Annotated in this window: 13 protein-coding genes; 4 read left to right on the forward strand and 9 right to left on the reverse strand. The window is 58.7% G+C overall.

Annotated elements, in window-relative coordinates; all coding sequences use genetic code 11:
- Positions 1–36: 36 nt before the first annotated feature.
- Entirely contained in the window at positions 37–759 is a 723-nt protein-coding gene (locus tag VB780_RS17880) for a GntR family transcriptional regulator (RefSeq protein ID WP_323352532.1), read from the reverse strand.
- 238 nt (positions 760–997) lie between these two features.
- On the opposite strand from VB780_RS17880, the gene VB780_RS17885 reads away from it, so the two are divergent.
- Both VB780_RS17885 and VB780_RS17890 read left to right on the forward strand, forming a co-directional pair.
- Positions 998–1,933: a fatty acid desaturase gene (locus VB780_RS17885; RefSeq protein ID WP_323352533.1), complete on the forward strand. Its 936-nt coding sequence runs from the start codon at positions 998–1,000 to the stop codon at positions 1,931–1,933.
- Complete coding sequence (locus VB780_RS17890; protein ID WP_323352534.1) at positions 1,933–2,943, forward strand: alpha/beta fold hydrolase; 1,011 nt, start codon at positions 1,933–1,935, stop codon at positions 2,941–2,943. The genes VB780_RS17885 and VB780_RS17890 overlap by 1 nt, the downstream gene beginning before the upstream one ends.
- Before the next feature lie 38 nt (positions 2,944–2,981).
- Here VB780_RS17890 and VB780_RS17895 read toward each other — a convergent pair whose 3' ends face one another.
- The 8 genes from VB780_RS17895 to VB780_RS17930 form a co-directional block, all read right to left on the reverse strand.
- Complete coding sequence (locus tag VB780_RS17895; RefSeq protein WP_323352535.1) at positions 2,982–3,461, reverse strand: OsmC family protein; 480 nt, start codon at positions 3,459–3,461, stop codon at positions 2,982–2,984.
- Complete coding sequence (locus tag VB780_RS17900; RefSeq protein WP_323352536.1) at positions 3,458–3,979, reverse strand: GrpB family protein; 522 nt, start codon at positions 3,977–3,979, stop codon at positions 3,458–3,460. Before VB780_RS17900 ends, VB780_RS17895 begins: the two co-directional genes overlap by 4 nt.
- A 16-nt stretch (positions 3,980–3,995) precedes the next feature.
- The gene (locus tag VB780_RS17905) at positions 3,996–4,445 is read right to left on the reverse strand and encodes a GNAT family N-acetyltransferase (RefSeq protein ID WP_323352537.1); all 450 of its coding nucleotides are present in this window, start codon (positions 4,443–4,445) and stop codon (positions 3,996–3,998) included.
- 156 nt (positions 4,446–4,601) lie between these two features.
- A complete protein-coding gene (petE, locus tag VB780_RS17910; RefSeq protein WP_323352538.1) occupies positions 4,602–5,018 on the reverse strand; it encodes a plastocyanin in 417 nt (138 codons plus the stop codon).
- Between the two features lie 218 nt (positions 5,019–5,236).
- Complete coding sequence (psbV, locus tag VB780_RS17915; protein ID WP_323352539.1) at positions 5,237–5,743, reverse strand: photosystem II cytochrome c-550; 507 nt, start codon at positions 5,741–5,743, stop codon at positions 5,237–5,239.
- A 198-nt stretch (positions 5,744–5,941) separates the two neighbouring features.
- Positions 5,942–6,886 (reverse strand): acetyl-CoA carboxylase, carboxyltransferase subunit beta, encoded by a 945-nt coding sequence (gene accD, locus VB780_RS17920; protein ID WP_323352540.1) that lies wholly within the window; start codon positions 6,884–6,886, stop codon positions 5,942–5,944.
- Positions 6,887–7,025: 139 nt separating this feature from the next.
- Positions 7,026–9,593: a GAF domain-containing protein gene (locus VB780_RS17925; protein WP_323352541.1), complete on the reverse strand. Its 2,568-nt coding sequence runs from the start codon at positions 9,591–9,593 to the stop codon at positions 7,026–7,028.
- Positions 9,594–9,854: 261 nt separating this feature from the next.
- The gene (locus VB780_RS17930) at positions 9,855–10,619 is read right to left on the reverse strand and encodes a dienelactone hydrolase family protein (protein WP_323352542.1); all 765 of its coding nucleotides are present in this window, start codon (positions 10,617–10,619) and stop codon (positions 9,855–9,857) included.
- 293 nt (positions 10,620–10,912) lie between these two features.
- Between VB780_RS17930 and VB780_RS17935 the strand changes: the two genes are divergently transcribed.
- Together VB780_RS17935 and VB780_RS17940 are read left to right on the forward strand one after the other, a co-directional pair.
- Complete coding sequence (locus VB780_RS17935; RefSeq protein ID WP_323352543.1) at positions 10,913–11,848, forward strand: serine hydrolase; 936 nt, start codon at positions 10,913–10,915, stop codon at positions 11,846–11,848.
- Positions 11,849–12,141: 293 nt separating this feature from the next.
- Complete coding sequence (locus tag VB780_RS17940) at positions 12,142–12,975, forward strand: hypothetical protein (protein ID WP_323352544.1); 834 nt, start codon at positions 12,142–12,144, stop codon at positions 12,973–12,975.
- Positions 12,976–13,024: the final 49 nt, after the last annotated feature.

The following is a 13,024-nucleotide window of genomic DNA, read 5'->3' on the forward strand; positions in this document are numbered from 1 at the left end:
AGACTGTGACGGAGCGGCAAATTGGCGGCCAGACCGTCAGACCTCATCGCCAATCTGCGTGCTGAGGGAATAGCCAAAGCGATCGGCGCGGGAGATTGTGGCCCCGTGCATCACCGGCTGCTGGTCGCGGCTGTAGGCCGTATAGCGGTAGACCATCAGGGCGTGGCCCAGGGGCACTTCCAGGTAGGTGCTGAGATCGTAGTCGGCGTGGGTGCACTCAATGGTGGCGTCTAGCCGCTCTAAGAAAATGCCGTTTTGGGCCAGGGTCGGAAAGGTCATTTGAGATTCGAGCTGGGGGGCAAACCGCTGGCCCAGCTCAGCGACCAGATAGGAAATATCCACAGCGCCCGCCGCCCCATCCATGCGCAGGAGCTTTTTTTGCAGGTAGACCTCAGATTTCTGCAAAATGCCCATTTCAGCCGACACCTCGGCAGGGGCTGGCACCACCTCAAAGATGAGGTTTTCAAAGGAAAAGGCCACCCCCTGGCGGGTCATGTCTTCCTCTAAAAAGACCAGCGGGCTGGTGAGAGAATAGGTGACTTTTTTTTGCGGGGTGACGAAGACCCCCTTGCCCCGGTAGGCGATCGCCAGCCCCTGACTGACTAAATTCGCCACCGCCTGGCGGGCCGTAATGCGGCTGACGCCAAAGGTTTCCATCAGCTGATGCTCGCTGGGCAGGCGATCGCCAGACTGATACTCCCCCACCGCAATCTGACGGCGCAGTTTTTCCGAAATGGTGATGTGCAAAGGCGTAGACATGGGCAGAAGCGGTCAACCGCCAATTACAGACATCATCAACGGCATCTTTGTCACCTCAGGACAAATATGCTAAGCTCACTTGTCATAACAAGTGAGTAGTGGTCGTTGGCTGACGGCTCAGTCAGCGGGTCGTTCTGGGAAACGCAATCGAGGGGCCTGGGCTAGTCTCGGGCAGATTGTTTCCCCAAGATTTTTAATTATCGGACGTTATCAAACCATTTGCTACAGAACGTTACCCATGCTAACGAATACAGAATCCCTTGCTGACCCCAGCGCCTTGCCCCCCCAGCCTCGCCAAATTTTATCGGCCCAGGCGCTCGCCACCCTCAACCAGCGATCGAACTGGGTGGGGGCAACACAGTTTGCTGGCCATCTCGCGCTGATTGCCCTGAGTGGCTACCTATGGGCCACCGCCCCTCTGGGCATTGCCCTGCCCGCCCTGGCCATCTGCGGAGCCAGCCTGGCGCTGATGTTTTGCGCCATGCACGAGTGCTGCCATCGTACCGCCTTTGCCAACCCTCGACTCAACGACGGGGCCGCCTGGCTGGCGGGGCTGCTGTCGTTTTATAACAGCACCTTTTACCGCCGCTACCACAAGTGGCACCACCGCTATACCCAAATTCCCGGCAAAGACCCGGAGCTAGACGACCCCAAACCCGTGAGCCTGGGCGACTACCTCTGGCAGCTGAGCGGCATTCCATGGTGGATCGGCAAGGTGCGTTGCCACAGCCAAGTCGCCCTGGGTCAGCTAGACGGGATGTATTATCTATCCGAAAGCTCCCACGGCGAGGTGGTGCGATCGCTGCGCCTGCAACTGCTGACCTATGGAGGGGCGATCGCGGTTTCAACGCTGCTGGGCCATCCCGAATTTCTGTTCCTCTACTGGGTGCTGCCCCTGGCCGTGGGTCAGCCGCTACTGCGCTTTGTGCTGCTGGCCGAGCACACCGGCTGCCCCAACGACGACAACCCGTTGCTTAACACCCGCACTACCCTTACCCTATGGCCCCTGCGCTGGCTAATGTGGAACATGCCCTACCACGCCGAGCATCACCTGTACCCCTCAATTCCGTTTCAGGCGCTGCCGTCGGCCCATGGGCAGCTCAAGCCCTACTTTGAGCGGGTGGATGAGGGCTATGTGCGGGTCAATCGCAGCATTGTGGCAGATTTTAGCTAATGGGTATGGCAACGCCGGGACGGTTTGCGCTCCAAGAGTTTCCCCTCCAGTGCGGGGTGGTGCTGCCCGAGGCCGGGGTGGTGTACCAGGTGTATGGCGAGTTGAATCGCAATCGCACTAACGCCATTCTCTACCCCACCTCCTACGGGGCGCAGCACACCGATGTCAATTGGCTGGTGCGCCCCGGCGGCATTCTCGACCCCAGCCGCTGGGGCGTGGTGATGGTGAATATGTTCGGCAACGGCCTCTCCACCTCCCCCAGCAACGCCTGCACCGTAGGCCAGCCCGGCGTTTACTTCACCCACTACGACAACGTGCGCGCCCAGTTTGCCCTCATGCAGCACCTGGGCATTGACCAGTGGGCCCTGGTCTACGGCTGGTCGATGGGGGCGCAGCAGGCCTACCACTGGGGAGCGCTCTACCCCGATCGCGTCCAGCGCATCGCCGCCCTCTGCGGCACCGCCAAAACCACCGACCACAACAAACTCTTTCTCTACAGCCTGCGGGCCGCCCTCACCAGCGACCCCGCCTGGAACGGCGAACGGTTTGAGGGCACCCCCGATCGCGGCTTTCACACCTTTGCTCAGATCTACGCTAGCTGGGCGGCCTCCCAGGCCTACTACCGAGCCAAGCCCTACCTGGCCTGGGGCTACGACTCCCTCGAAGACTACATTTTGCGCGGCTGGGAGGCGGGCTACCGCAAGCGCGACCCCCACAATCTGCTAGCGATGATCGACACCTGGCTCCACTGCGACGTGGGCGACAATCCTATTTACCAAGGCGATTATGTCAAAGCGATGGGATCGATTACGGCCAAAACCCTGATTATGCCCGCCACCACCGATCTGTACTTTACCCCGGAAGATTGCGAGGCCGAGGCGGCGCTGATCCCCAAGGCCGAGTATCGGCCCATCCCCTCAATTTGGGGCCATCGGGCGGGCAACCCTTACCAAAATCCTGAGGATGAGGCGTTTATTCGAGGGGCGATCGCAACTCTGGTGAGCCAGTAATCCCTTTGGCTCTAGGATGCGGCAATCAGGAATTTGCCTTAGGGCTCCAGCTGAATTGACGGCTCGCACTGCACTGGAAAGTTCACCGAGTTGGCAATGAAGCACTTCTCATGAGCCTGGTCGTGCAGCTTCGCCGCCAACACCGCATCGCTCTGGGGCATAACCGTGACGATCGGCCTCAGCAAAACCTTAGAAAACTGCCCGCCGCCGTCCGCCGCTGCCATCATCGTACCGATTGGATAATCGACATAGCGGGTGACGACTACCTGGGCCTCGGCGCACAAATGCAGGTACCACAGCATGTGACAGCTCGATAGCGAGGCGACCAGCAGTTCTTCGGGGTTGTATTTAGTTTTGTCGCCGCGAAAGATGGGGTCGGCAGAGGCGGCGATCGCCGGTTTGTCGGCAGCGGTAATGGTGTGGGCGCGATCGTAGGCACTGTAGCTCTGGGTGCCCGTACCGGTGTTGCCCGTCCAGGTCACTTCCACTCGGTAGAGATGGGGTTTGGCCTTAGTCATATTAGTCCTCGCCAGTGCAGGGCTCGTTGTTCCATCGTTTTGACAAACTCGTCTTTGCCATCCATATACCCTTCGATGTCGTTGGGGTGCTGCGCCGCTAGGGCGCGCTTGAGTTCACTGTACTGCCGGGCGCAGTCGGGGTGAGCAATCATAAAGTCACGAAAGGCCAGGTGCCGCACGACTTCAGGTGAACCGACCCCAAAGACGTGAACGTGGTGGGTTCTAATGCCCTCGGCGTTATCTTTGCGAAAGTATCGCCGCTTGGGGATGCCGTATTCTCCCATAGCGGTGTAGCCCAAAGCGGCCATAGCGCGATCGCAACCATCAACCTGGCCGATGTCGTTGACCTCTACCAGCAGGTCAATCACCGGCTTGGCGTAGATGTTTGGAATTGAGGTGCTGCCAATGTGGTGAATGTGAACCACGTTGTTGCCCAGAGCCAGGACGATCTGGGCAGCCTCTGCGTCAAAATCCCTGATCCACTGGGGATTGGGGGGATGAACCTGAACCTGTCTCATAGCTGTTCCTACCAGCCTACAGATCGAGGGAGAGCAGGACGCGATCGCGGCACCAAATGCCATTTTCAAAAATCGGCTCTGGGTAGGTGCGGATGAAGTAGTCGCGATCGATCGCCTCTAGGCGAAAGCCCATTTTTTGATAGAACGCCAGTTGGCCAATGCCGGCATTGCCGGTGCCGACGAGCATGCGCCTGATGCCCCGCTGGCGCGATCGCTCAATTGCCGCCGCCAGCAGCAATTTCCCCAACTTTTTGCCCTGGTAGCTCGGGGCAACCGCCATATTCATCACCTCAACCCCCTGCGGTTCGCGCTCCATCAGCACCACTACCGCAATTGCAGTATCCCCATCCACCAGCCCCATCACCGTAGACTGATGAATATAGGCATCAATCAGCTCGCGGGACGGATCGGCATCCAGCAGTAGGGGCCAGGGCCATTCTGCTGGGGATAGGTCTTTTACCTGCATAGCCTGCTTTACAAGCACCTGTCGGCTAGTGTACCGAGCCAACGTGAAGAACGAAAACCCCTAGGATGTCCCCTCAGCAAAAAAGGGCGTCCCACGGGACGCCCTTTTTCACAACTACTATTGCTCCTCAGGCTCTAATCACCTCAGGGCAGAAAACTAGTTCTCTAGAATGACCTTGGCTACCATACCAGCGCCACGGTGGGGCGCGCAGTAGTAGGTGTAGGTACCAGCGGGCATATCGCTAGTGAATGTGGTGGCGTAGTTTTCGCCAGGGGCAAAGGTCAGCTGAGTGTGGGAGATGCTGTCGGCCAGGGCTTTGTCACCGGGCACGTTAGCGGCATCAAACACGACGTTGTGGGGGGCCATTTTATTGTTCACCCAGGTCACGGTGTCGCCAGGCTTAACGGTGACAGTGCTGGGTTCAAACACCAGCAGACCCGCGTCAGAGCCCATTTTCACATCGTAGTTGGTAGCCGCAGCAGGGGCCGAGGCCAGAGTGAGCGTACCCACCATTAACAAAACAGACAGAATAACCAAACCCAAACGCTGGGCGGCGCGAAATACACGTTGCATAACTACCTCTAAAGCTCGTATCTCCAGTTCAATCAATCAGGGGGTGTAAAACAACCCTCCTATGGCATATTACCTGCTCTACACGGTAACTTGGGGCTCCGTCCTGGAGTAATTGCCGCCTTCAGACAGCTACGAAATACTGTGGGCAGAAATCGTAGCAGCAAACTCCAGAATTTAACCATCCAGGATGGGAAAGCCCCTGAGCAACCTAACCATCCCTAGACTTGAGGAGCAGAGAAGCGGGTTTTACCAGCTCCCCACATGTCGCCAATGACCTTGGGCTGAAGCAGAATATGGCCCGAAATCGCCACCAGGTCTTCCTCAGTCAGACTACGCATTTTGGGGTAAATATCGGCACTTTTTTTGCTGGGGTGCACCTGAGAAATATCGGTCAGACCGTCGTAGGTCATCGGTTCTTTCAGGTAGGCCACCAGGGCGTCAATGTTGTCCCGAGGGGGTAAAGAACCGGCTAGGGTTTCCGGATCAAGGCCAACCGTGGGGTTGGTCTTGGTAATCCCCCCCACGTGGCAGGTGCCACAGGCGTAGTTAAACTGACGTCGGCCACGGGTTACCTGCTCTAGGGACAGCACAACGGTATCCCCGGCGGGGTTGAGCTGTACGGTACGGGTGGCTTCATCTAGCTCAGCCGCGACAGCGTCTCCCATGACCAGGTGGCTGACAAAGAAGAGTGCGACCGCAACTAGCCAAATGCATCTCTTCAACATGGTTCTCCTCGAATGTATAGGGCTTGGGTATGAAATCAACACAGCTATGTTAAATCCAGCTCAGAAACCGTAGTTTCCCATCAGGCAAAACTCCATGTCTGGGCTTGGACTAGATTTAATTTGATGGAGCTACCCCCATCAAATCATTCACGTAATGTCTATAATGCCACCGAAGGGGGCCATTCCCAATGTTTACCGTTATAAATCGACGCCAATGGGGGTTGGCCCTGCGGCACTGAGGCCGTTAGTCCAGGGGTTATGGCTATCGCCAGCGGCCGGGGCAGCGACCGGCTGGTGCAGGCGAATCAGCTGGGCCAGGGTCTGCTTGAGCTGAGTGCGCGGCACAATCGAGTCGACAAAGCCGTGTTCGCGCAAATACTCGGCGGTTTGAAAATTGTCGGGCAGTTTCTCGCGCAGGGTTTGTTCGACAACGCGGCGACCGGCAAAGCCGATGGTGGCCTTAGGCTCGGCCAGAATAATGTCGCCCAGCATGGCAAAGCTAGCGGTGACACCGCCCGTGGTGGGGTGGGTGAGCACCGGCATGTAGAGCAGCTTAGCCGCCTGGTGCTGCTGCAGCGCCCCCGAAATTTTGGCCATCTGCATCAGGCTGAGCATGCCCTCCTGCATGCGGGCACCGCCGGAGGCACAGACAATAATCACTGGGCGGCCGGTGGCGGTGCCGCGCTCGATCATGCGGGTGAGTTTTTCGCCCACCACCGAGCCCATACTGCCGCCCATGAAGCGAAAGTCCATCACGCCGAGGGCAACAGGCAGGCCGTCGAGGTCGCCCAGCCCAGTTTGCACGGCGTCCGTGAGTTTGGTCTTGGCCTGGGTATCGCGCAGGCGATCGCCGTAGCCCTTGCGATCTTTGAATTTGAGCGGATCCTGGGGCTGAATGTGGGCGTCGAGGGGCTGCCAGGTGTTAGCGTCGATTAGCTGGCGAATGCGCTCATCGCTAAAGATGCGGTGGTGATGACCACAGTCGCCACACACCCACTGATTCGTGCGCAAATCCTTGGTGTAGGTGAGGACGTCGCAGTGCTCACACTTCGTCCACAGACCGTCGGCAATTTCCCGCTCCTGGCGGTCTTCGCTAATGGGGCCTGACTTACGGCGATTGGCAAACCAGTCAAACAGAGACATGCGCGGGCTCAACGGCGACAGAATGACCTAAATGTGTCCTTTTGAACACATCCTCCATCCTACCGGGTTTGCGACCGCTGCGATAGGTGGGCAGAGCGGGGCAGCCCCGCTCTGCCCGTCGGGGCCAGGGGGACTGGCACTACTTTGTGGTCATGATATAGACCCCATCCCAATCTTCGGGGGGCGGCTGCACCAGGTATTGCCGGGCGCGGCTCAGGTGCACGGTCACGGCTTTGTCCTCAGGCCGCATCTGCTGGGCCTGCTCAAAGAGGCCGAGGGCCTGCTGAAACTGCATCGCGGTGTAGGCGCTGCGGGCCTGGGCGTAGAGATCGAGAAAGGCTTCGGTGTCGGCGGTGAGGGGGGTGTCGCGCTGGTCGATGAGTTCGTAGATGCCCACGGCCCGCTGTTTGCCTTTGACCTGGGTACGGTCTAGTTCCCTGGCCCAGATGCGATCGGCGCAGAGGGCGTAGGTGTACTCGCTGATCACAATGTCACAGCCGTACTCTTTGGTCACCCCCTCCAGGCGGGAGCTGAGGTTGACCCCGTCGCCAATCACGGTGTACTCCATCTTGCGCTGGGAGCCGATATTGCCCGAGACTACTTCGCCAGAGCTGACACCAATGCCGATCCGAATTTTGGGCTGTCCTAAAACATCGCGTTCATCGTTAAACTTGGCCAGTCGTCGCCGCATGTCGAGGGCACTCTGCACGGCGGCCCAGGCGTGGTTGGTGAGGGGTAGGGGCGCACCAAATACCGCCATCAGCGCGTCGCCAATGAACTTGTCGAGGGTGCCCTCGAAGTGAAACACCGACTCCACCATGGTTTCGAAGTAGGCGTTGAGCATCTCAACGACCTTATCGGCTTCCAGGTCTTCGGTCAGGGTGGTGTAGCCGCGAATATCTGAGAAGAGCACGGTGACATCTTTGCGCTCGCCCTTCATCAGCAGATCGTCGCCCAGGGCCATCACCCGCTCGGCCACGCCGGGGGTCATGTAGCGGTAGAGGGTGCTCTTCATCCGCTTTTCTTGGCTGATGTCTTCGAGCACCAGTAGGCCGCCCAGCACGCCGCCCTCGGGGTTAGTCAGAGGGTTGACGGTGAGATTGATGCTGCGCTCAATGCCTTGCACTACCTCTTTAGGCACCGGAGTTGCGGTCGGATCGCCCCAGGGGCGGTAGAGATCGGGGTTGTCGCTGTCGGGCAGGGCCAGCTCAGAGACGGGGTCTAGCTCGGTGCCGGGGCCAGGGGCGATCGCCACCCGCAGACTCTGCTCCGGCACGTAGTGGCGCGCCCCTTTGCCGAGGCTATCTTCGAGGCGAAACCGCAGGCTCTCGATGGGGATCGCCTCCCACACCGGGCGGTGGAGCAGAGCGGTGCCCCAGCGATCGCGAATCGTGCGGCTGTGGTCGGTGTCTTCCGGGCAGCCGATTAGCTCCAGGGCCGCATCGTTGATGGTGACAATGCGCCCCTCCATATCGGTGGAGATCACCGCATCGGAGAGGCTTTGCAGAATGTCTTTTTGGTACTGTTTTTCGACCAGCACGCTCTCAAACAGTTTGGCATTTTCGAGGGCGACCCCGGCCTGAATGTTGAAGGCCCGCATGAAGGCTTCGTCGGAGGTGGTGAAGGTACCCTGGGCTTTGTTAATTAGCTGGGTGACGGCTATTAGCTTGCCGCCCGAGTCAAACACCGGCATGCAGAGAATATTGCGGGTGCGGTAGCCGGTGCGCTTGTCGGCGTCGGGGTTGAAGCGGGGATCTTGGTAGGCATCGGGGATGTTTAAGACCTCGCCTGTGGTAGCCACATGGCCCACAATGCCCGTGTCGCTAGGAATCCGCAGCTCTACCAGCGATTTGCCGTCTCCAGATTTGACCTTCGACCACAGTTCGCCACTCTCTTCGTCGATCAGCCAGAGGGTGCTGCGATCGGCCTGCATCAGCTGGCGGGCCTCGCCCATCACCGATTGCAGAGTTTTCTCTAGATCTAAGCTCTGCTCTAAAGACGAAATCGCCTTGAGCAGGGCAGCTACCCCTTTTTGGTTGCGGGCCGCAATATAAAACGAGTTGCAGCTTTCGAGAATGACCCCTAGAGACTCGGCAAACTCTTTGAAGTGGCGCTCGTCTTGCTCGTCGAAGGGGGTGTGGTTGAGCTTGTTGAGCAGCTGCACCACCGCCACAATATTGTCGGTTTTTTTGCTCAGCACCGGCATGCAGAGAATGCTGCGAGTGCGGTAGCCATGCTTTTGGTCGTAGGTGCTGTCAAAGCGATCGTCGGCGTAGGCGTCGGGGATATTCAGTGGCGTGACGTTGGTGGCCACGTAGCCCGAGATGCCCTTGCCCATGGGCACGCGAATTTCGAGCGATCGCTCCCCATCCCCCTGGGCAATCTTCGACCACAGCTCCTGCTTCTCCTGATCCACCATGAAGATAGTGGTGCGCTCAGCCTGAAGAATCTGGCCAATTTTGAGGGTAAACGCCTCTAAAATTTGCTCCAGCATGACCTCCAACGACTCGTTGTTGATCATGTCGATGGCGCGCAGAAAATGCTCGAACTCCGCCGTAATTTGGTCGAGCAGGCTAATAAACTGCGGCGTGGGCAGATCGCGCACCCGGTTGGTCAGAGAACTGCTTTGGTTGGCCAGGGACAGCGCAGTGATCATACTGCGTTGGTTGAAGACCGGCCCGGAGAGGCCATCGATTTGAGGTGCCATAGGAACCCTACTCAAGCGTGGCAGATGAAACGGCAGTGGGCGCAGTCAGCCGCCTGGGTAAGTTGAGGAGTAATGCAGGGCTTAGTCTACCAAGAGCGGCCGGTCGAGGAACCGCTCCCCGCAACACCCTCTCGCCGAGGCGTTAGCGAACCTACTAAACACCTCATTACTCTAACCGCATACCTCAGGTCATAGAACAGAACGTTGCGATTTGCACAGAATGCCTGCCCCCAGCCATGACCTAACATACCCAGCCCACCGTCAAGAATTTGAGCCCGGCGGTACGGCGGTGCCAAAACTCCTGGCTAAGAAGCGTATCACCTCAGCCCAGGCCGCGTCGGTAGCGGCGGGGTCATAGCGATAGCCATCGTCGCGCATGAAGGTGTGGTTGGCGGGGTAAATCAGGGGTTTGTGCTCAACTTTGGCGACGGCTAGAGCACTGAGAATCGTATCGCGTCCCTCGGCGGGCACATGGGGATCTTGATCCCCAAAAATCAGCAGCAGACGGGCCTTGAGATCGCCCAGGCGCTCCAGGGTGTTGGCCTGGTCTTTGCCCAGCTTACCGCTGTGGATCCCCGTCGGATAGCAGCACACCGCCGCCTTGACCCCAGGGTTCAGCGCCGCCCGGCAGGCCAGATGACCGCCAATGCAAAAGCCCAGCGTCCCTAGCTGGCCAGGGGCGACGGCGTCTGAGCCCTGAAGCCAGTCCAGCGCCGCCGTCGCATCGGCATCGTAGTGGGCAACTTCTGTGCGGCCGGCGGCATCGTTGCCCCGCAGGCGACCCAGATCATTCGGTTCAATCACGGTGCCGAGGGGCTCTAGCCGATGAAAGATCTCTGGAGCCGCCACCACGTAGCCGTACCCGGCCAAGCGATCGGCCAGCCGCAGAATCGGCCCCCCCAGCTGGTAAATATCTGAATAGAACAGAATGCCGGGATACGGCCCAGGCTGGTTGGGCTCCACTACATAAAGCCGCATCAGGCTGTCGTCTACGGTCAACCCCACCTCGCGGCGTTTAATCTGCATCAGCTTTCCCCTCAGAAAGAATTGGTCATGGTCAAGCGAAACTCAACAGGCGCAAGGGTTACGAAGGGTAGGGAACAGATCACTGGCCTTTTAGAAATCCAATTACGCCCGGTCTGAGCCCCAGATTTCCCTTCACGGAGACCGAGTATCAGGCGCTCATTTTGCGATCGCGACCACAACATCCGTCCCAGATCACCCGGAAAAGCTCAGAGCATCACTCCCTCAGCCCCATCCCCGCTATGGTGAAGGATGATTTGACCCCCAAGCGGTTACCCAGAACACAAGCCCCGGCCATGACGACATTTTTTGCCCCCGCCCCTGACCTGCAAATGGCCCTAGAGCAGATGCTAGAGCAGGTGCGCGCCGAGTTTTCGCTGACGCCGACTCAAATTGCCGTGACCTGGGTAGTGTATGACCCGCCCTACATCGTCAATACCGGCGGAGCCTTAAGTGCCGACGATTTTTGGCAGCACCGCCCTCGGGGGGCCAGCTACCGGGGAGTTGAGCTGATTTACCCGGCCAGCGTGGTGAAGCTATTTTATTTGGTGGCCGCCCACGAGTGGGTTGAGCAGGGGATGATCCCCCCCTCGGCAGAGCTTGATCGGGCGCTGAAGGACATGATTGTGGACTCTAGCAATGACGCCACGGCCCTAGTGGTCGATATGCTCAGCGGCACCACCAGCGGCCCGGAGCTGCCCCCTGGCCCCTTTGAAACCTGGTGCTACCAGCGCAATATTGTTAACCGCTTTTTTCAGTCGCTCCAGTGGCCCGAGCTAGTGGGAGTGAATGTAAACCAGAAGCCCTGGGGCGATGGCCCCTACGGTCGCGAGCGAGCATTTGTGGGCGAGCACTACGAGAACCGCAATTACCTGACTACCAACGCCGTGGCCCGACTGATTCATAGCATTGCGGGTGGCGTGGCGGTATCGGCGGCGCGATCGCAGACCATGCTCTCTCTGATGGCCCGTCCCCGTCCCACTGCCTTACCAGAACCCGGCGAAGAAGATCAGTTCAGAGGTTTTCTGGGGGAAGGCTTCCTCCCTGGCACTCGGCTCTATTCAAAGGCGGGGTATACCAGCAAAGTGCGCCACGATAGCGCCTACTTTGAACTACCCAGCGGCGATCCCGGCCTGCTGGTAGCCTTCACCGAAGGCCCTGAGCACAGCAAAAATCGGCAGATTTTACCTCGGTTGGCCAGTCTCATCGTTCAGCAGATGGTCAGCCCGTAGAGTTAGGGCCAATGTTCCAAAATGCTGATCGTCCTTCTGATTGATCTGCCTTAATGTAGAGTCGCATCTATCGTAGGTAGGTGCAAAATGTTGTCAACATAGCCTCGTCTTTAGGGTGAAGGTGGTACAATTCAGCCAATTTCAGAGGCACATGTGGTGTGTGAATCTGTAGCAACGGGAATAGTTTTAACTTTCCTGAATCTGACTACGGCATTGCGATTTCAAGAGCGATCAATCGTTGGCTTTGGGCCAATGAGTCTTGACTATTAAAAATCTGAGGAGTGAACGAAATCATGGCGTATCTCAAGCAAGTTTCCCTGGCTCTGGGCCTGGCGGCTGTAGCCGGTATGGCTGCCCCTGCCCTAGCCGACACCCCCCTGGCCGAGCTGGAGCTGGCCCCAAATCCTGTTGTTGAGGCAGTAGACGGTACGGTCGAAGCCACCGCCGAGCCTGTGATCACCGACGTAGCGGTCACTGCTGAAGCGCCCGCTACGGCTGAAGTGCCCGCTACGGCTGAAATGCCCACCGCAGAGGCGATCGCCCCAGCCCCATCTGACGCCAGCCTGCTGGCCCTGCCCGAGGCCGAGCCCCTAACCGCTGACAACGGCCTGTTCGCCACCGCCGACATTGAGTCGGCTCTGATGGCCGCCACCGTTGAGACCGCTCCCGCCGCCAGCGATTCTATCGACCTGGCCCAGAGCACCCGCCCCGCCTACGAAATCACTCCCGCTTACCTGGGCGTGGGGGGCAATATTGGCATCGGCAATCGCGGTAATAGCGCGCTGTCTAGCTTTGGCTTCAACATCATCAGCAAAATTTCCCTCGGGCCTCGCTTCTCGGTGCGGGCTGGGGCCACCGCCACCAACGATCGCTGGGGCTTCACAATTCCGGTGACCTACAACTTCAACACCGTTAGCTACGGCGGTTTCCGGGCTCAGCCCTACGTGGGTGCTGGGGTTGAAATTCCCACCAGTGGCGATATCGGCCTGCTGGTGAATGCGGGCGCTGATGTCCCCATCTCCCGTGACTTTACCCTAAATGGGGTGGCCAATTTCCGTCTGACCAGCGGCTTTGCCCTGGGTATCGGCCTAGGCGTAGGCTACAACTTCCCCTTCATCTTTGAATAGAGACTTGGGGTAAACCGTGGTCTGCGAAGGCTCCCCTAGAGCAGACGTA

This window comes from Leptolyngbya sp. CCNP1308 (assembly GCF_034932455.1).
Lineage (GTDB): Bacteria > Cyanobacteriota > Cyanobacteriia > Phormidesmidales > Phormidesmidaceae > Nodosilinea.

Bases quoted from the DNA above. Each gene is read 5' to 3' on its own strand.
- VB780_RS17905 (WP_323352537.1), bottom strand. From the start codon at position 4,445: ATGCAGGTAAAAGACCTATCCCCAGCAGAATGGCCCTGGCCCCTACTG.
- psbV (WP_323352539.1), bottom strand. From the start codon at position 5,743: ATGTTGAAGAGATGCATTTGGCTAGTTGCGGTCGCACTCTTCTTTGTC.
- VB780_RS17880 (WP_323352532.1), bottom strand. From the start codon at position 759: ATGTCTACGCCTTTGCACATCACCATTTCGGAAAAACTGCGCCGTCAG.
- VB780_RS17885 (WP_323352533.1), top strand. From the start codon at position 998: ATGCTAACGAATACAGAATCCCTTGCTGACCCCAGCGCCTTGCCCCCC.
- VB780_RS17890 (WP_323352534.1), top strand. From the start codon at position 1,933: ATGGGTATGGCAACGCCGGGACGGTTTGCGCTCCAAGAGTTTCCCCTC.
- VB780_RS17925 (WP_323352541.1), bottom strand. From the start codon at position 9,593: ATGGCACCTCAAATCGATGGCCTCTCCGGGCCGGTCTTCAACCAACGC.
- VB780_RS17895 (WP_323352535.1), bottom strand. From the start codon at position 3,461: ATGACTAAGGCCAAACCCCATCTCTACCGAGTGGAAGTGACCTGGACG.
- VB780_RS17935 (WP_323352543.1), top strand. From the start codon at position 10,913: ATGACGACATTTTTTGCCCCCGCCCCTGACCTGCAAATGGCCCTAGAG.
- petE (WP_323352538.1), bottom strand. From the start codon at position 5,018: ATGCAACGTGTATTTCGCGCCGCCCAGCGTTTGGGTTTGGTTATTCTG.
- accD (WP_323352540.1), bottom strand. From the start codon at position 6,886: ATGTCTCTGTTTGACTGGTTTGCCAATCGCCGTAAGTCAGGCCCCATT.
- VB780_RS17940 (WP_323352544.1), top strand. From the start codon at position 12,142: ATGGCGTATCTCAAGCAAGTTTCCCTGGCTCTGGGCCTGGCGGCTGTA.
- VB780_RS17900 (WP_323352536.1), bottom strand. From the start codon at position 3,979: ATGAGACAGGTTCAGGTTCATCCCCCCAATCCCCAGTGGATCAGGGAT.
- VB780_RS17930 (WP_323352542.1), bottom strand. From the start codon at position 10,619: ATGCAGATTAAACGCCGCGAGGTGGGGTTGACCGTAGACGACAGCCTG.